The 18,998-nt window shown below is 55.3% G+C and carries 15 protein-coding genes; 8 read left to right on the top strand and 7 right to left on the bottom strand.

The genetic code is table 11. The annotated features are described in order from the left end of the window. Positions 1-20 precede the first annotated feature (20 nt). The 6 genes from ilvC to LJE94_11240 all read left to right on the top strand — a co-directional run bounded on the left by ilvC (position 21) and on the right by LJE94_11240 (position 6,890). Positions 21-1,070 (top strand): ketol-acid reductoisomerase, encoded by a 1,050-nt coding sequence (gene ilvC / locus LJE94_11265; protein MCG6910687.1) that lies wholly within the window; start codon positions 21-23, stop codon positions 1,068-1,070. A gap of 29 nt (positions 1,071-1,099) precedes the next feature. Then, positions 1,100-2,713 carry a citramalate synthase gene (cimA, locus tag LJE94_11260; GenBank protein ID MCG6910686.1) on the top strand — a complete coding sequence of 538 codons (1,614 nt, stop codon included), beginning with the start codon at positions 1,100-1,102 and terminating at the stop codon, positions 2,711-2,713. Positions 2,714-2,870: 157 nt separating this feature from the next. Continuing rightward, positions 2,871-4,409 (top strand): 2-isopropylmalate synthase, encoded by a 1,539-nt coding sequence (locus tag LJE94_11255; protein ID MCG6910685.1) that lies wholly within the window; start codon positions 2,871-2,873, stop codon positions 4,407-4,409. A gap of 335 nt (positions 4,410-4,744) precedes the next feature. Further along, the gene (locus LJE94_11250; GenBank protein ID MCG6910684.1) at positions 4,745-5,899 is read left to right on the top strand and encodes a phosphatase PAP2 family protein; all 1,155 of its coding nucleotides are present in this window, start codon (positions 4,745-4,747) and stop codon (positions 5,897-5,899) included. Then, complete coding sequence (locus LJE94_11245; protein MCG6910683.1) at positions 5,896-6,369, top strand: flavin reductase family protein; 474 nt, start codon at positions 5,896-5,898, stop codon at positions 6,367-6,369. Before LJE94_11250 ends, LJE94_11245 begins: the two co-directional genes overlap by 4 nt. A gap of 44 nt (positions 6,370-6,413) precedes the next feature. Next, positions 6,414-6,890 carry a hypothetical protein gene (locus LJE94_11240; GenBank protein ID MCG6910682.1) on the top strand — a complete coding sequence of 159 codons (477 nt, stop codon included), beginning with the start codon at positions 6,414-6,416 and terminating at the stop codon, positions 6,888-6,890. A gap of 174 nt (positions 6,891-7,064) precedes the next feature. Here the strand turns inward: LJE94_11240 and LJE94_11235 are convergent, their stop codons facing one another. The 4 genes from LJE94_11235 to LJE94_11220 form a co-directional block, all read right to left on the bottom strand. Continuing rightward, the gene (locus tag LJE94_11235; protein MCG6910681.1) at positions 7,065-7,505 is read right to left on the bottom strand and encodes a DUF2147 domain-containing protein; all 441 of its coding nucleotides are present in this window, start codon (positions 7,503-7,505) and stop codon (positions 7,065-7,067) included. A gap of 183 nt (positions 7,506-7,688) precedes the next feature. Beyond that, complete coding sequence (locus LJE94_11230; GenBank protein MCG6910680.1) at positions 7,689-8,615, bottom strand: dihydroorotate dehydrogenase; 927 nt, start codon at positions 8,613-8,615, stop codon at positions 7,689-7,691. 364 nt (positions 8,616-8,979) lie between these two features. Next, on the bottom strand, positions 8,980-9,243 hold the full coding sequence (locus LJE94_11225) for an HU family DNA-binding protein (GenBank protein MCG6910679.1): 264 nt from the start codon (positions 9,241-9,243) through the stop codon (positions 8,980-8,982). A 176-nt stretch (positions 9,244-9,419) separates the two neighbouring features. Next, positions 9,420-13,754, bottom strand: coding sequence for an acyl-CoA dehydratase activase (locus tag LJE94_11220; protein ID MCG6910678.1), 4,335 nt, complete (start codon positions 13,752-13,754; stop codon positions 9,420-9,422). A gap of 157 nt (positions 13,755-13,911) precedes the next feature. Here LJE94_11220 and LJE94_11215 point away from each other — a divergent pair, with 157 nt between their 5' ends. Both LJE94_11215 and LJE94_11210 read left to right on the top strand, forming a co-directional pair. Next, positions 13,912-14,079: a hypothetical protein gene (locus LJE94_11215; protein MCG6910677.1), complete on the top strand. Its 168-nt coding sequence runs from the start codon at positions 13,912-13,914 to the stop codon at positions 14,077-14,079. 50 nt (positions 14,080-14,129) lie between these two features. Next, positions 14,130-14,552, top strand: a complete 423-nt coding sequence (locus tag LJE94_11210; GenBank protein ID MCG6910676.1) for a PaaI family thioesterase — start codon at positions 14,130-14,132, stop codon at positions 14,550-14,552. A 188-nt stretch (positions 14,553-14,740) separates the two neighbouring features. On the opposite strand, the gene LJE94_11205 is transcribed toward LJE94_11210, so the two are convergent. From LJE94_11205 to LJE94_11195, 3 genes are all read right to left on the bottom strand, one after another. Continuing rightward, the gene (locus tag LJE94_11205; GenBank protein ID MCG6910675.1) at positions 14,741-16,171 is read right to left on the bottom strand and encodes a Do family serine endopeptidase; all 1,431 of its coding nucleotides are present in this window, start codon (positions 16,169-16,171) and stop codon (positions 14,741-14,743) included. Positions 16,172-16,628: 457 nt separating this feature from the next. Further along, positions 16,629-18,065 (bottom strand): trimethylamine methyltransferase family protein, encoded by a 1,437-nt coding sequence (locus LJE94_11200; GenBank protein MCG6910674.1) that lies wholly within the window; start codon positions 18,063-18,065, stop codon positions 16,629-16,631. Positions 18,066-18,164: 99 nt separating this feature from the next. After that, on the bottom strand, positions 18,165-18,806 hold the full coding sequence (locus LJE94_11195; protein MCG6910673.1) for a corrinoid protein: 642 nt from the start codon (positions 18,804-18,806) through the stop codon (positions 18,165-18,167). Positions 18,807-18,998: the final 192 nt, after the last annotated feature.

Below are 18,998 nucleotides of genomic sequence, written 5' to 3'. Positions count from 1 at the left end.
AACTTTTAAAGGAGTATTTCATGGCACTTATCGATTTTGGAGGAACAAAGGAGGAGGTCATCACCTCACAGGAGTTTACCCTGGAAAAAGCACGCGAAGTGCTGCAGGACGAAACCATAGCCATTCTGGGCTATGGCGTTCAAGGCCCGGGGCAGGCCCTCAACATGCGCGACAACGGCCTGCAGGTGATCGTTGGCCAGCGGGAAGGCGGGCGTTCCTGGGAACGCGCCGTGGAGGACGGGTTCGTACCGGGCAAGACGCTGTTTCCCATCGAGGAAGCCGCCGGAAGAGGCACGCTTGTTCAGTTTCTGTTGTCCGACGCCGGTCAGGTGGAGACCTGGCCGGCCGTCAAGGCCGGCCTGAATGCCGGCGACGCCCTCTATTTCTCACACGGGTTCGGCATCGTTTACACGGACCAGACCAACATCATCCCGCCTGAAAATATCGATGTCATCCTCGTGGCGCCGAAGGGGTCCGGAAGAAGCGTGCGCATGAACTTCCTGGACGGCAGCGGCATCAACTCCAGCTTTGCCGTTCACCAGGACTATACGGGGCGGGCAAGGGAGAGGGCCCTGGCCGCAGGTATCGCCATTGGATCGGGCTATCTGTTTCCCACCTCTTTTGAGAAAGAGGTCTACAGCGATCTCACCGGAGAACGCGGCGTGCTCATCGGATGCCTGGCCGGCGTGATGGAAGCCCAGTACGCCACGCTGCGAAAAAACGGCCACAGCCCCAGTGAAGCCTTCAACGAAACCGTGGAGGAATTGACCCAGAGTCTCATCCGCCTGGTGGCGGAGAATGGCATGGACTGGATGATGGCCAACTGCAGCACCACCGCCCAGCGTGGCGCGCTGGACTGGTCCCCCAGATTCCGCGACGCCGTTTTACCCGTGTTCGACGAGCTTTATAAAAGCGTGGTGTCCGGTCAGGAGACCCGCCGGACACTGGAAAAAAACAGCCAGCCCGACTACAGGGAAAAGCTCCAGATGGAACTGGAGACCATTAAAAATTCGGAAATGTGGAAAACAGGCGCGGCAGTAAGGGCCTTGCGCCCGGAAAACCGCAAATAAGGGAGAACCGTTAGCAAAGGAAAGGCATCATGGACCCAATCCTGGTATATGACACGACGCTCAGGGACGGCACCCAGGGAGAGAACATCAATTTTTCGGCCGAGGAAAAGCTCAAAATCGCCCGCCGGCTCGACGATCTCGGCGTCCACTACATCGAAGGCGGCTGGCCCGGTTCCAATCCCAGGGACGCCCAATTTTTTGAGCTGGCAAAAAAAGAGAAATTCCAACATGCCCGTCTGGCCGCGTTCGGCGCCACCCGCAAACAGGGCCTGAAGCCCGAGGAGGATGCCAATCTCAAAGCTCTGCTGGACAGCGAAACAGCTGCGGTGACTATTTTCGGCAAAACCTGGGACCTGCACATCGAGCAGATCATGAACAACACCCCGGCCGAAAATCTGTGTATGATTCAGGATTCGATCGCCTATCTCAAAAGCGCCGGCAGAGAGGTCATTTATGATGCCGAGCACTTTTTCGACGGGTACAAGGCGAACGCGGCATACGCCGTCGAGACCCTAGCGGCGGCCCTCGAAGGCGGTGCAGCATTCGTGGTCCTGTGTGATACCAACGGCGGCACCCTCCCCTTTGAAATTGATGCCATTTTCGCGGACGTGAAACTGCGGCTCGACGAAATGTACAAGGGGGCTCGGAAAAAACCACGTATCAGGTTCGGCATCCACACCCACAACGACTGCGGCATGGCACTGGCCAACACCGTGGCGGCCGTACGCTGCGGCGCCTCCATGGTTCATGGGACCATCAATGGATATGGGGAGCGCTGCGGCAACGCCGACCTGACAGCCGTCATCCCGGTTATCTGTTCCAAAATGGACCTCCCCTGTTTGCCGCCTGAAAACCTCAAGAAACTGATTACCGTTTCCCGGGCCGTAAGCGAAACAGCCAACATTGTCCCGTTGAATTCACGCCCTTTCGTAGGAAAGAGCGCCTTTGCCCATAAAGGCGGCATTCATGTCAACGCCATCATGAAAAATCCCGATGCGTACGAGCACATGGATCCGGAAATCGTCGGCAACAGCCGCCGGGTGCTGGTCTCGGACATGTCCGGCAAAAGCAACATCGAGTACAAGGCTATGGAACTCGGCATGAAATTGGGGGGCAACGGATTCGACAGCCGTCAAATTGTGAGCAAGGTCAAGGACCTGGAACAGGAGGGCTATCAATTCGACGTAGCCGACGGATCTTTTAAAATTCTGACCCAGAAGCTGACGCGTCAGTTCAAACCTCTGTTCGATTTGGAATCGTTCCGGGTGACCATTGAAAAAGACAAGGATCAACCCTGCACGGCCCACGCCACCATTAAAATCTCTGTTGACGGCCGCAACGAAATCACCGCCGCCGAAGGCTTTGGACCGGTGAGCGCCCTCGACAACGCGCTCAGAAAAGCATTGGACCGATTCTATCCAGACCTGGATACCATGCGTCTGGTGGACTTCAAGGTGCGAGTCATCGACGGCCGCGTCGGTACGGCCGCCAAAGTGAGGGTTCTCATCGAATCCCGCGACCGGGAAGACCTCTGGAGCACGATCGGTGTTTCCGAAGATATCATCGAAGCAAGCTGGCAGGCCCTGGCGGACAGCTTCCAGTACAAGCTGTCACACGCGATCGAACAGGAGAAAAAGCCATGACGTTCACATGCATTGACAATCGTCGCGCCTATGGAGGGAACTACGCCGCAGGTTGCTGTCCTTCAGCCCTGCGGTGGATGCTCGCCGTTCAATACATTTGAAACGCACGGCTATGAACCTTTTCCATGAGATCTCAACACCTACAGGAGCCAACACAATGACCCAATATATAAGAATCTTTGACACGACATTGAGAGACGGCGAGCAGTCGCCGGGAGCCAGCATGAACACCGCCGAGAAATTGCGCCTGGCCACCCAGCTTGAGAAGCTGGGTGTCGACACCATCGAAGCCGGCTTCCCCGCCGCTTCGGAAGGCGATTTCGAGGCTGTCTCGAGAATCGCCGGGAAACTGAAAAAAACGGAAATCGCCGCCTTGTCGCGGACCTCGGTCAGCGACATCGAACGGGCCTGGAACGCCATCAAACATGCGGTCCGACCCAAAATCCACACCTTCATCGCCACCTCGGACATCCATATGGAGTACAAGCTCAAGATGAGCCGTGACGAAGTGTTGCAAGAAGCCGTCAACGCCGTGTCCTTCGCCAAAACACTGACCGATGAAGTTGAATTTTCAGCCGAGGACGGGTCCCGCAGCGACCGCGACTTCGTATGCCGCGTGTTCGAAGCGGCCATAGACGCCGGGGCCACCGTCGTAAACCTGCCGGACACCGTTGGGTACGCCATCCCACACGAGTTCGCCGAATTGGTGAAATATGTGAAACAACACACGCCCAACATAGACCGGGCCACCCTCAGCGTTCACTGCCACAACGACCTGGGCCTGGCAACCGCCAACACCCTGGCCGCCATCGATGCCGGCGCCCGTCAGGCCGAAGTGACCATCAACGGCATCGGCGAAAGGGCCGGGAACACCTCACTCGAGGAGGTCGTGATGGCCACGCGGACCCGGCCCAACTGGTTTACCCTGGACACCCGTATCAATACCAGGCTGATCTATCCCACCAGCCGCCTAGTGAGCATGATTACCGGCATCATGGTGCAACCCAACAAAGCCGTCGTGGGAGCCAATGCCTTCTCCCATGAAGCGGGCATTCACCAGGACGGCATGCTTAAAAACCCAATGACCTACGAAATCATGGTGCCGGAAGCCATCGGTCTCAGCAGCAACAGCCTGGTGCTGGGCAAACACTCCGGACGCCATGCGCTGTACGCCCACCTGAAGGAAATCGGCTACGATCTTTCCGATGAGGAGTTGAACAAGGTCTTCAGAAGATTCAAAGACCTGGCCGACAAGAAAAAGCACGTCATGGATGAAGACCTGGAAGCCCTGGTGACCGAAGAAATTCTTCGCACTCGTGAAATCTTCACCCTGGAGTACATGAACGTTACCAGCGGCACCACGGTGATGCCCATGGCAAGTGTGCAGCTCTCCATCAACGGCCGTTCGGTAAGGGGCGCCGGATATGGGAACGGGCCGGTGGACTCCGCCTTCAACACCATCGCCAAACTCACCGGCACCTCTTCCGAGCTGCTGCGTTTTTCGATCAGCGCGTTGACCGGGGGAACGGACGCCCAGGGTGAAGTGACCGTACGCCTGCGGGAAAACGGACTCGTGGCCCTTGGCAGGGGGTCGGACCCGGACATCATTACCGCCAGTGCCAAGGCCTATATCAACGGTTTGAACCGCCTGGAATACCTCAAGGAAAATCCGGTAACAGCGGCCCAGTCGCTCTAAAGGAGCATTGACAAGCCGGGGCAAAACCCATACGGTGGCTTCATTTGAATATGTTATACCCATTGCCATAGGTATGTTCCGATTGAAACTTGAAATAGAAGCCGTCCCCGATATTTTCAGAACATTTTTCTGGCAACCATTCTATATTGGCAGGGATTAGAGCCCCCCGCTGCCTCTTACAGGAAAGGATGCCACCTGACCTGGAGGGGCGGCGGGGAATTTTCACCGACTGGACATTCTTTTGATTCGCGTGCATTTTCCCTTAGCCCCGCAGGACGAATGCTGCTTGGCGCGCGACAGGTCGCGGGGAATGTGAGCGCGATTAGGGTCAAGCCTTGGGTTCATCAAACAGCCACAGAATCATCAACAACCTGCTCGCCTTAGCGGCGCTGGTGCTGATCGCCGTCCTGCTGAGCTGGGTTGCCGTCCACTGGGACCTCGACCGGAAGCTCTCCGGTGTGTTTTACTCTCCCGACAACGGCTGGCACCTGAAAAACCGGATACCGTGGAAATGGCTTTACCAATACGGTGAGATTCCCGGACTGCTGCTGGCCTTCTCCGCCCTGGGAACATGGTTCATCGTCGCGGGTAAGCCCCGAAAACGTCAGCTCCGTCGCGCCTGCCTGGTCATTTTTTTGGCAACCGTCATCGGCCCGGGGCTCATTGTCAACGGTGTGCTCAAAAACTACTGGGGAAGGCCGCGTCCAAGGCACGTCGATACGTTCGGCGGGAACTGGGAGTACCGGCATGTGTACCAGCCCGGCATCCCCCAAAAGGGCGAATCCTTTCCCTGCGGCCACTGCTCGATGGGATTCATCTTCTGCTCCCTTCTCGTGCTGCGCAGGCAGTATCCCAAATTAGCCGTCACCGGAACGGCCGCCGGCGTGCTGATGGGAACGGCACTGGGCTTCGCCCGTGTTGTTCAGGGGGCCCATTTCCCGACCGATGTCCTCTGGTCATTCACGGTAGTTGCCGGTGTGATCCTGCTGCTGGACACGTTCATCCCGATGCCCGACGCCCATGCGGCACTGCGGCCGCGTCGTCGTGCCGGACGCGCGGGGAAGTGGCTGCCGGCCGTAGCGATTGCGGCAGCCATATTGCTGACGGTGGGATTTTTACTGCACCAACCGTTTTATGAAGACCACCGGTTACAGCTGGTTCTGCCGCCGTCGGTCAGACAGATTGTCCTGAGCACCGATGTTCACCCGGAAAAAGTCGATGTCCGCTTCACCGACAACCGCCTGCCCGCAATCGTATTGGAAGCCAAGGGGTTTGCCTGGCCGGGGGCCTCCCACCGCCTCGTGAGTCACGTCAAAAAGCCAGAAGACGGGATAGTGGAAGCCCGTCTCACTGTGGTAAAAAAAGGGTATTTCACCGAATTGACCCACGAAATATCCATTTTTCTGCCAAAAGCCCTGGAGAACACCATCGATGTAAAAATAATCGATCCTGTCGTTCCAAAAAAATATCATGAAGGAGTTGGAGAATGAAAAAGAGATGGCTCGAGGCGTTCGGTCGCATGACCTACGGCATATATGTGCTGACAGCCCGTGTAGATGAGATCATCAACGGCATGATCGCCTCATGGGTCGCCCAGGTGTCTTACGACCCGCCCATGATCATGGCGGCCGTGCATCCCAACCGCTATTCCCACGGACTGATCGAAAAAAGCGGTTTCTTCGCACTGCACGTACTGGACCGCTCGCAAAAGGCGATGCTGCAACGGTTCAAGGGGCCGGACCCCGGTAAAAAATTCTCGGGCACTCCCTGGCATTATGGAAAAACCGGAGCTCCCGTTCTGACAGACTGCCCGGCCTGGTTCGAACTCGAGGTAAAGGCGCGCCACACTCCCGGCAACCACACCCTCTTTTTCGGAGAAGTCGTCGACGCCGGGGTGCATTCCGAGGGCACGCCCTTGTGCACCCTGGACTATGATGGGTTGTATACAGGTAAGGTTTGAGTCTCCATTACGATTTTCACAGAGCCAAAAGAATTATACAAAGCATGTCGGCCGGAGAGTCCAGCCATCTAAAGGCCGTCTGTGACCGTATCCGGCATGCAGAGGAACGGCTGAATGCCGCTGCCGCATCGGCTATAGAGCATTGCATGCTCAACTGCGGGGGAATGTGCTGCCGCAATATTCATTTGGATCAACTTATCGGTGTGAAGGACTTTGTATTTCTTCTGACCGTGGAAAGGCATTTGAAGGAAACCATGCACGCCTGCCTCGAGAAAGAGAGCATCTATTCGGCAGACTGCCTGTTTCTTGAAAATGGCGTGGGTCCGTGTCTTTTTTCATCCAACGCCAAGCCCGAAATGTGCATCTGCACCTTCTGCAGCGATGCCACGGCTATGAAACAAGAGATCGAGGATGTGAAAGCGGCCTTCAACGTCCTGGCCAGGTTCCTGCTACTCATAAAATCGCGCGCCTGGCTGCAACGCCTGCGGGCAGTTTTCCTTTCTCCTGCCCAACCCGGATAAACCGGAAAAGATAAAGCTCAGCCATCACGAAAACACGAAAGCCCAAAAACACGAAAAAGACCATGAAAATTTTCGTGCTTTCGTGCTTTCGTGTTTGGTTTTATTTTTTTCGGGTCTATAACCCGAAATAAGGCACAACGATTGCCGAAAAATAATACCGATAGGTCATCCGCGTCACTTCCGCACCCAGATCGTGGTTCGCCCCAGCAGCGATACGCCGATGTATCCCCTGACCTTGAGTTCGTCGTCTTTCAGCTTCATTTTGCACTTGTAGGTCTTGCCGTTGTTGGGATCATAGATGGTTCCCCCCGCCCACTTGCTGTACCCCTTGTAGGTAAAGCCTTTCACCAGATTCAGGCCCACGAGGGGATCGCTGCGCCTGGCCTCATCCGGGTTTTCCTTGTCGACCTTGACGGTGCCGTCGTCATTTTTCGGATTTTTAAGCCACACGATTTTGCCGCTGTAGACGTCTTTGTCCTTATAGATCTCCACGACGGCGTCCTTTTTTTCGGGGTCGGTATACCAGTGGCCCAGGATAGCGTCGCCCTCTTCCGCCACTGCATATCCAGTCAACAAAAACAGGGTGCAGGCAACAACAAAGATCATCTTCTTCATGGGATTTTCCTTTCTCCTACGATAGGTTAGCTGACACGTTGCGGTTTACTCCGAGCCCAATCTTTCGTGGGCAATCCGCTATTTCGATTTTTAATGATTCCATAAGGATCGCTATTGCAAATACGCCTGCTAATCGAGAGCTGTTGACATATACCTGTCCTGATCTCAACGCAGCTTTGTATTTCAGTCGATTCTAAGGGACCCGATCAGATCCACAATCCTGCCGATGCCGTTTTCCTGCAGGAAATCTTCCAGACCTTCGACAATGTCCTGGGTAGCCCGTGGATTGATGAAATTGGCCGTGCCCACCTGCACGGCGCTGGCTCCGGCAATTAAAAACTCCACGGCGTCCCGGGCATTCATGATGCCGCCCACGCCGATGACCGGGATGCCCACCTGGCCGGCCACCTGCCACACCATCCTGAGGGCGACGGGTTTGATGGCCGGGCCGGAAAGTCCGCCGGTGATATTGGCCAGCACCGGCCGTCTCGTACAGGCGTCAACGGCCATCCCCGTAATGGTGTTGATCAACGAAATCGAATCGGCGCCCGCCGACTCGACACTGCGGGCGATTGCGACGATGTCGGTGACATTGGGCGACAATTTCACCATCACGTGGCGTTTCGTGTTATCCCTGACCGCCCGAACCACGCGATGAGCCGACCGGCTGTCGGAACCGAAGGCGATGCCCCCGGCTTTGACGTTCGGACAGGAAATATTGATCTCGACACCGGCGACACCTTCTGCGCTTTCCAACCGGAGCGCCAGTTCCGCATACGCTTCCACGGACGTCCCGTAGATGTTGGCGAATACCGGCACCGGCAGCTTCCTGAGAAGCGGCAGTTTTTCGGCAATGAAAGCCTGCACGCCCACATTCTCCAGGCCAATGGCATTCAGCATTCCACCGGTGGTTTCGACGATGCGCGGCGGCGGGTTTCCTCTGGAAGGCTCGAGGGACAGCCCTTTGACGATGATGCCGCCCAAACGGTCCAGGTCCACAAGATCAGCGAATTCCCCGGCATAGCCGAATGTGCCGGAGGCCGTCATCACCGGATTGTTCAGCAGGACGCCGCCAATGTCCACCTGCATGGCATCCGGCGCGATCTTCATGACTGGTCCTTTTCAGGCAAATTCAAAAGACGACTCCAAAATTTGAAACGCTCAACCTAGGTTTAGGTAACTGTCTTTTACGGCGACTGGTTTTCACATCCCTGCCGCAAGTGTATAAACGATTACAACATTTTTATCAATTTTGTAGCGGATGTTTTTTTTTAAGGCCATAGCACGACTGCCATAGAAACCAATATTCCAATACGTCAACACTCCAGTATTCCAGCGTATGTGTTTATGGCCAAGCCTAATTTCTGGCTCTAACCTGACCCGCAGGACCAAGTCTTAAATACTGGAATAAAAAAGGGCAGGGCCGATGTCAACACAGATTCGCCCTGCCCTTTAATTGTCTTTTACGGGAATGCTAAACTAAATTTTTGCTGGCCTTGAATGTTATCGCATTTCTGCCCTTGATTTTGATCTGTTCACCTGTCTGAGGATTGCGGCCCTTGCGGGTTTTTCGATAAATCTTTTTGAACGTTCCAAAACCTACAATCGTTACCTTGCTGCCGCGTGTCTTGAGCCCCCCCTTGATGCCGTCAAGGAATGAATCGTATGCCTTGGCCGCCGCCGCCTTTGAGACCCCTGCATCCTTTGCAATCTTTTCGATCATTTCCGCTTTTGTCATAAAACCTCCTTCTTCTGGTTAAAGGTGAACATTGAATTACGCCCGGTTCATGGCCATCGTCATATCACATTATATCTATGATCCGCTTGTGTCAAGCACCGGAGTTTTTGCATGGCGCGACATTCACCTGCCGACCCCTTGAGCAGGCGTAAGGGGCATGCGCCCGCTGAAGCGGTTCACCCTTCGGCGAAATCGACCGCAGCGCCGGCTGAGAGGGAATTTTTTTCCTCCGCGCGCCTGCACGTTTTCATTTTTTCTGCTGAAGCTGCGGCTTTTTTCAGATAGTTGAGGTACGGAATAATGGGCTCGTTCTTTTCGCCGCCTGTCCCGTCATAGGTAATGGAAACAACCGGCACCCCTGTTTGCCTTTCAATATCCTTGGCCATGGCCTCCGTGACCAGAGATGGGCAGCAGAATGCCGGACTGGCCTGGACAAACAGGGCCACGTCGGGGTGTTGCTTGAGCACGTAGTGAATCTTCAGAATATTTTCCATGGACTCGCCCGTATTCTCGATGCGGATGTTGTACTGCGCCAGAATGCGTGCGGGATCATCGTCGTAGGCCGGCTCGGTTTCCTGCAGCACTTTCTGAAAATGTTTGTAGTACTTTTTTTCCATGTGGGTGGCCGCCGTGATCACCGCCTTGGAAGAGAGTACCTCCAGGTAATTCCCCTCGACAAACCATTTACGCAGGTAGGGTTTGGCAATCATTTTCACCAGGGAACTGTAAGGCGTCGTCACTACCTCCCCCCCCAAGCCTTCGATCTGATGGACCAACCCTTGATTGAACAGCTCGTTGTCACGCGCATAGAGGTCACCGAAAATTGCGACCTTGGGACGGGTACAGTCAACGGCGGCGCGATCGCCCCGTGCGATGCTCCGGAACATGTCCACCACCTGGATCACGGCGGATTCCTTCCTCCGGTTGCCCAGAAAAGCGTCTTCCAGGATGCACAAACTCTCTTCGATGACGGCGTCGGTTTCCCCCGGATTCAACTCATAAGGGCGGACAGCACATCCCAATTTTTTAACCATGCCTCCAAACATATAGGCAAAATAAGTGGCGATGGGTAGTCCTTTTGATATGTCTGCAAACGACATGGTGCCGGGGTAAACCTCGGCCTGCTCGAATCCCCCGCCGTAGGTTTTGAACAGATATTCGATGTGAAAGGGAAACAACTTCAGGTTGCATGGAATGGCCGAACGGATCATCCAGAGCGCGCAACGCGAAGGGTCGAGATCATGTCGTTCGACGTAATCGATAAACTCCTGCCCGATAATGTTCAGCGGGATGCATTGCCCCGTGTTGTAGCGCAGGCTTCTTTGAATACTTGTCTGGTGTTCTTCCAGCAGGCGTGCGTCGATTCCCTCACGCCTCAGGTTTGCCACCACGAGTCTCTGGGAAATATCGCCCCAATTGGGCATAATCAGCGTCTTGCCGTCCAGGGATCTTTTGGTCCGTACACGCGCGTTAAAAACTGCCGCACCCGGCGTTTTGCGTCCTCCGGCATGGTGGTTTCTAAAAGAACGTATGGCCGCTTCGATGCGCGTCTCGTAACCGACATTCGAATCGTGTTCATCCAATTGAAGAACGAGGTATGGTTTTTCCGCGCGTTCCATGATCTGCTTGAAATACTCGACGACAAAGGCGTCCGGCGTGCATTTGAAAGAGGTCACTAGAACCGGGTAGGCGTCCGGTGATGCGGCCACGCAGGCGGCGGCTTTCACCACCTCAACGGCGTAATGCCAGTGCAGTTCTTTTAAAAGCGGCGCGATGAGGGTTTTGGTTTCCTCCGTCACCGTTAGCATGTCCTGATAGAAAGTTTTGATACCCATCGAAGCCAGAATGTTCGGGATCCCCTTGTTCATGCATTTTTGCAGTACGGTGTAGGGCCTTCCCAGGAGCACGACGTGCAGCCGGCCCTTTTCCCGGGTCTCATCCCTGTAAAGCCGCCGCAGCGCCTCTTGTGCCTGTTTTTTAAACTGGAGGGCTTCTTCATAGGCTGCAGAGACTCTGGCAAATCCGATTCTCTCTCTGGCAAAGGACTTCAGCATCCTGTACAGCTGGACACGCGCATGAAAACGGTTGTAAAGGTATCGAATCAGAGGTGTCAGCAGCCATTGGTCCGTCCGGTCCGCAACGCTCCCCTTGGCAAAGCTGGCCAGGGACGGCGCGAACTGGGTATAGTAGCAGTACTGCCGGCGATTGCCGTCCCTGGGAGGGTGGTGATCCAGATAAAAGGGTAGAAAGACACGGTCCGCACGTTCCCTGAGATAGCTGACGTGCCCGTGCATCGCCGCCATGGGGGCGCAAAATTCCGCACCGGCTATATGCTTGCCTTCCTTGACCCCGTGGGCATAGGTTTCACTGGTAATGGTGTCAATACCCAAGCGGCCGAAAAAGTATTTCCAAAACGCCATATCGTCGGCCATGTGCAGCACGGCCGGCAATCCCACGGTGACGGTTTCCCGCTTCAGCCCGGGATCCGGCTTCGCCTGTTCCGGAAGCCTCAGGACTTTTTTTCTCGCTGTCAGCAAATCGAATCCCGAAGTGTTGTTGTCCACGAATTTACGCGTATCGTAATCCCGGCCGCATAAAAAACCGTAGGCCGCTGTCCGTCCATCTATGTGGGCGGCGGTAATCTTGCAGTGGTTCGTGCAAAGCTCACAGACTTCCGATCTGATGGGAATCGTCTTGCGGTGTAGATCGAGGCCTTTGAATTCGCTGCCCTCATAGCTTCTGTCCGCAAGCTTCAAGGCCACGCCCATGGCACCGGCGAGATGGCAGTAGCGAGACACGTGGATCGGTTTTTCGAGACGTTGCTCGAACGCTGCTACCAGGGCCCTGTTTTTGGCCGTGGCACCCTGGAACAGAATCGTCTGCCCGATGCTGCTTTCCACGGCGACTTTGGTGAGATAATTTTCCCGGATGGCATGCAGCACCGAGGCCAGCATCTCGTTCTTGGTGTAGCCCTCGGAAAGATAGTAGTTGACGTCCCTTTCCATGAAAACGGTGCATCGATCGCTGGTGATCGGTGACCTCTGTCCTTCCGTCCGCTCTGCATAAGATGTCAGCGGGCAGTCGAGTTTCTGGGCCTGCTCTTCGATAAAGCTCCCCGTGCCTGCGGCACAGACCCTGTTCATAATGGAAAACGTGACGCTGCCGTCTTTCAGGGTAGTGAATTTGCTGTCCTGGCCCCCGATTTCGAGAATGGTGTCCACTTCGGGGTTGATTTCAACGGCGGCACGCGCGTGGGCCGTTATCTCGTCGACGATCAGATCGGCACCGACAATCCCGCCCACAAATTTGCGTCCCGACCCCGTTGTCCCCGCACCGCTTATGTGCAGGTCCACCCCTTTGCCGATCACCACTTCCTCGATGGCGGCCAGCAGATTCTGCACGGCCACAACCGGGCGACCTCCCGTCCTGGTGTAAAATCCCGCCAGCACACTTTTTGACGGGCTCAAGATCACGGCCTTCGTGCTGGTAGAGCCTATGTCGATTCCCAGGTAGGCTTTGCAGCGGTCCCCTTGATCGGCGAACGGTAAAAAATCCCGGTAAACGTCCACTTCCACGTCCTGCGCAAATGAAGATCCCGACGGGTGGTAATCGTAGCGCTCCAGGCTGTCAAAGTCGGGGTAATCGGATAGTTTCAATTCGAGAGGGTCGAAATAGTATTTTTTGCTTTGCCCGCCCTCGGCCACAAGATCCATGGCCGAATTCAACTCGATCTTCGTGAAACGGCAGCCGTCAACGGCAAGGCTGAAGGCCGCCCCCACCGCACCGAGGTAAGTGACTTCCGGAATCACCTCCATCTGAACGAGATGCCTGACATGCCTTACCACCGCCCTGTTTCTGGAGACGCCACCCGAAAAAATGACCGGCCCGATGGGTTCCTGCCCCACAAACAGGGTATCCACAATATTCCTGGCCAGCCCGAAGCACAGCCCGTCGCAGATTTCAGAGAGGCCGTAACCCTCCTGCTGGGCATGCACCAAATCCGTCTTGGCGAATACCGCGCAGCGCGAAGCGATTTTGGGGACACTGCCGGTGTTGGCAAATGCGAGCGCGCCCAGTTCTCCAACGTCCTCCAAGCCCAGTCGTTCCGCCTGCTGATCCAGAAAACTGCCGGTACCGGCAGCGCATGAGGTGTTGGCTTTGTATCCCGTGTAATGGCCGTTCTCATCGAAACGGATCAATCCAAATTTTTCTCCCCCCACGATCAGAATGGATCCAACCTTTTTATGCAGCGCCTGGGCCGCAGTGATCGTCGCGATGCGGTTGTCGTACCGGCAGGTAGTTTTTAGGCTGGACGGCGAGGAAGTCGTGGCGGCAACCCAGCGGACGAGAGACAGATCGAAATCGGCGAGCAGGCTGGCGAGCGTCTCTCTTATATTGCCGTGATGAAACCCATAGGCGGTCCTCTCGATCCTTTTCAATGGGGTCACCGCGGCAACGGCAATGGCGACGGATCCGATGTCGATACCTAAAATATGAAGATGCTCACTCATTTTTCCGCTGGAATTATAACGATATTTATATCAAATGTGACCCGACCTTTCAAGCGCCGAATACAAATTCCAGCGGCAGTTGCATAAAAATCTCAGGCGGTGTATGGAAATAATCGGTTGTTATGTGCAATGAACAAGATAACGCAACAAACCCATTATGAAAACCAGCGTGCGCCAAATCAGGGATAAGATCGTCCGCTCGCGGGCTTACTTCGCGGCCTTCAAGCTGCCTGTCATTCTCTTCACGGCCATATTCGGCTTTGTTCTCGAATTTGTCATCGAACTTCCGTTCATGGTGATCTGCCTGCTCGACCGCCGGAGATGAGCAAGAGGGGGCCACGGTGTTTTTCAATGGGTTGACAAACGGAAAAGAGGATGGATGAAAGGCTGAAAAATGCCATCATGCGGGCCGTAGAGCAGGAACCGCTGGCCAGGCGGTTCGGCATGGAACTCGTTGCACTCGACACGGGCCGGTCGGTGGTTGAGATGACCTATGAGCCGCCTTGCATGGGCAATCTATACCAGCGGGCCCATGGGGGCGCCGTGTATTCGCTGATGGACGAGGCTTTTGAAACCGCCAGCCAGACCCACGGCACGATCGCGGTGGCCTTAAACGTCAATGTCACCTACGTTGCCAGTCCGGATCGGCGGACCCGCCTGCGCGCCGAGGCCATGGAAATCAACCGCACCAAAAAGACGGCCACTTACGATATCAAGGTATTCGAAGAAAAAGAGAAGCTGATAGCCACCTGCCAGGCGCTGGCCTTTCGAACGGGAAAGCCCATTCCCTTCTTTTAAAACGGGTAGTTATTCTTGCACCTGTCAACCGTTGCTGAAAGACCCCTCGTAAAGCATGGCCTGGTCCGGTTGTCTTTTTCAAAGTGAAAAGGGCACAAGGGAAACCGCTCCCTTGTGCCCTTTTTTATTCCAGTATGTATAACCCGGTCCTCTTGGCCAGAATTATTTACGTTTATCTTTTCAATGCATCATTTTTCCAGCGTTATAACCACAAACCCCCTGCGCGGGCGTCGGATAAGCAGGTTGAGGGACTCCCCTGACTCGACCTTGTCGACCTGCTGGCGGAACTCCTTGATCGATGTCACCTTGACGTGGTTGACCTCTTTGATCAGGTCGCCGCGCTTGATTTCGGCATTCTCGGCCTTTCCGCCCGGCGTTAGGCCTCCCACGAGGACGCCTTCCTCTCCCTCTTCAAACCCGAGCTTGCCGACGTATTCAGGCGACAATTCCATCAGCTCTATCCCGAGATCATCGCCCTTTTCAGGTTCGGATTTTACCTTGCGAACATCTTCTTCGCGTTTGGCCAGTTCCACGTACACCGTCTTTTTCTTGCCGTCCCGCAAAAAGGTTACGGCCGTGCGCTTGCCGACGCGCGTGTTGGCAATCACCCCGGACAGCGCCCTCACCGAAGAAACGGGTTCGCCGTCTACCGCGGTAATGATGTCATTGGGCCGAATACCGCCTTTTTCGGCAGGGTCCCCCTTGAACACCTGGGTAACCAGAACACCACCGTCCTCGTCGAGTTGGTAGTATTTGGCCAGCTCGGGCGTCAGGTTCTGAATGCCTACACCCAGCCATCCACGGGTCACTTCACCGCTCTTTTTCAACTGGACAATAATGCCCTTGGCCAGGTTGACTGGAATGGCAAATCCGATGCCCTGGCCGCTGGCGACGATGGCCGTGTTAATGCCGACCACTTCACCCGTCATGTTGATAAGCGGTCCGCCGCTGTTGCCGGGGTTGATGGAGGCGTCCGTCTGAATGAAATCGTCATACTGGCCGGACCCGATAGTACGCCCCTTGGCGCTTACAATACCGGCTGTAACGGTCTGCTCCAGGCCGAAGGGGCTCCCGATAGCCACAACCCAGTCCCCCACATCGACCTTCTCCGAGTCGCCCATCCTGATGGGGGTCAATGCATTCGGGGTCGATATCTTGATCAGAGCCAGGTCGGTATTGACGTCGCGGCCGACCAGGGTCGCATCGTACTCCTTGTCGTCGGCCAGTTTCACCTTGATCTGTTCGGCGTTTTCCACTACGTGGTTGTTGGTGACGATGTACCCCTCTTTGTCGATGATGAACCCCGACCCCAGGCTGCGCTGCTTGTAGTCCCTCGACGGGCCACTTTCCATATTAGGCCCCCAAAACTCTTCGAAGGGATTCTTTCCGTGCTGATCGCCAAAAAAGTGTCGGAACACCCGCCCGCCCCCCTTGACGGTGGTGACGGTTCTGATGTTGACCACGCTTGGTTTGGCTTCTTTGGCCAACTTGCTGAAATTGGCCGGCACCATGGTGGTGGTGTCGGTGGCGGCGGACACCGAGAACGGGGCCAATGCCAGCAATAGACCGGCTACAATACAAATTAACGGTTTGGGAATGTGTGCGTTTATTCGGTACATTGTATTTCCTCCTGGTAAATTGGTTGCATTTCGCTCCTTTAGCTTGATTGAACCATAACACACCAAGTTAACGGGAAGATGACGGCAAGATTACCAAACGGTAATAAAAGATCCCTCGTGTGAACCGACGGGGACCCGTTCACACGAGGGATCTTTTATTACATGCGGCTTCGCCGCTAAAAAATATCGACGGGTTACACGCTAGTGTTTGCCAGAATACCGTTCCGTATTCCCAAACCCGCCACCTGCCACTCCAATGTTGAAATCGAACATATATATGGCAAATACTCTAAAATGATGAATGTCGCCTTGCTGTAGGGGATCAAGCCAATTACCGCACCGAAAGTTACCCTGGCGTTGCGGCCATGGGGTTAATCTCCACCGCTTTTTCCCGGGAACGTCCGGCCGGCCGTCAGGGCCGGCCGGACCGTTTACCTCGACGTTGCAACCATGAGGTTTACTTCCAGTTCTTCTGCATGCTGTCCAGTTCTTTGACGACATCCTCCGGCAGGGGCGCCGGCTTGTGGGCCATGGCCGCTTCGGTGTGCTCTCTCAGTCGATCCTCGAAGGTCTTGGAGCCACCAGCCTCCCATTCCTGCCGAATCATGCGTTCGAACAGGGTGGAGTACCGAACCTGACGAAAGTTGTCCAGCGTGTGCTGCTCCATCAGGTAGTTGCCGCCCGGGCCGACAGACGCTATTGTGTCCAGCGCCATGCTGTCTTCGGTTACCGGCATCCCGTTCATGAAATACTTTATATTACCTACGATTTCGTTGACCAGTACCATGAAGCCCGGAGATACCACGGAACCGTGATCGATCCAACTGCTGCAGTCATGCACCAGGCCCGAGCCGACGGTGGCCGCGGTCATGATCTGCTGGGTGGCTTCGGCAGCGGCCTGCGCATCCGGAAATTTGGCATCTGTCGCCCCGGCGGTTCCGAAGAACGGGACCCGCCAATGCTGGGCCAACTGGGCCAAAGCACCCACCATGATGCTCATCTCGGTGGCTCCGTAGGAAAACACCGTGGTTTGCATATCCATGACAGTTACAAAAGCACCGAATACAAAAGGCGCACCGGGCTTGATGGCCTGCGCCAGGACGGCACCGCTGATGGATTCGGCTGCTCCCTGAATAATGGCTCCCGCAAAAGTGGACGGCGCCGTCCCGCTGGATTGGACGCAGGGAAAGTTGATCAGTGGAATGTCATTTTCAACCGAGTAGATCATTTTATCGACGGCCGGGTCGTAATATAACAGCGGTGATATGGGCTCTGAATAGTGCGCCACGATGGGTGCCTTGTCGAAATTTTCCTTGCCGCCGCATATCGCCAGAGCCATTTCATAGATATCCCGCATGCTGTTGGTGTCCTTGCAGCAGACAACCAGCGGTTTCTCGCAGTAGGTCAGAGCCTGGCGGGCGACGACACGGTCGGCAATGTCCGCCGGCTGATCCGCGGCCATTCCGATGGTCATTAGCCAGTCGAAATTCTCGCAATAGTCCACGATAGTCGCGGCTATGCGGCAGTGGTCGCTGGTAAAGCGCATGCGTTCGTCGGTGACGGGATCCAAGTAGTCAATGCAGTCGATGCTGGGGCCGAACCAGCTCTTGTCCCCTTCCAGAACCACCGCCCGTTCTCCCCTGCGATTGCCAAGTACCAGCCGGGAGGGGGTCTTGCGGATGGCGTCCTCCACCAGCCACGCCGGAATCCTCACGCGGTCCTTTTCCACCCTGGCGCCGGCGCCCTGAAAAATCTCCAGTGCTTTCGGATGGGTGATTTTCACACCGACGTGTTCAAGAACCTCAAAAACAGCCATTTCAATTTTTTTCAACTGCTCTTCACTAAGTATACGAAGCTTCGGTTTAAAATAAAGTTCGTCGCTGGTCATGCCCATGATACGCTCCTTTCTTTTAAATTATGATTGCATGAGGGTGCGTCACAGCTTTCCGGCCTGTCGAGACGAATCTCGAAGAGTCAAGCGTGGTCCCAACCTTCAATTAAGGAGCTGCTTGGCCTTTTCCGATGCTGCGGCGGCATTGGCCCCATAGGCGTCGGCACCGATTTTTTCTATAAAATCCTGGGTTACCGGTGCACCGCCGGCCATCACTTTGACCCCGTCCCTGACGCCCGCCTCCTTGAGTGCCTCGATGGTCTCTTCCATCTTGGGCATGGTGGTCGTCAATAGCGCCGACATGCCCACGATCTGGGGGGTATGCTCCTTAACCGCTTCAACAAACGCCTGGGGGGTAATGTTCGTTCCCAGGTCTACGACCTTGAACCCGCCTCCCTGCAACATCATGGCTACCAGATTCTTGCCGATGTCGTGCAGGTCTCCCTCCACGGTTCCGATCACCACGGTTCCCGCACCCAGGGCATCGCCGTCTGAAAGCAACGGTTTCAGGATGTCCATGGCGCCGTGCATGCACCGGGCGCACAGCAGAACTTCGGGAATGAACATGTCCCCCGCCTTGAACCGTTTGCCGACCACATCCATTCCGGCCAGAAGGCCGTTGTCCAGTATGGACTTGGGTTCGGCCCCTTTGTCCAGCGCCTCCCTGGTCATTTTCTTTACCTCGTCTTCTTTCCCCTCGATCAGTGCCTTGGTCATTTCCTCATAGTTGTTTTCCATTTGCATGCTCCTCCTTTTCGTCATGGTGGTTGCCGTGATCGATACGAAACAGCTCCGAAGACATCAACGTCGATGGAGACCTAAATTGAGCGATTTTCGGGTTTGCCGCAGATGCAAGGAAAATGTCATTTCGCTCTTGTCGGAGCGAAGACCGAATAGTGGTCTATACGTGATGGCATTTGACACCGCAGGTGCGCT

The sequence above is a fragment of the Deltaproteobacteria bacterium genome (assembly GCA_022340465.1).
In the GTDB taxonomy this organism is placed as follows: domain Bacteria; phylum Desulfobacterota; class Desulfobacteria; order Desulfobacterales; family B30-G6; genus JAJDNW01.
The sequence above is the reverse complement of the archived record's forward strand: the minus strand, read 5'-3'. Positions and strand labels throughout refer to the sequence as shown.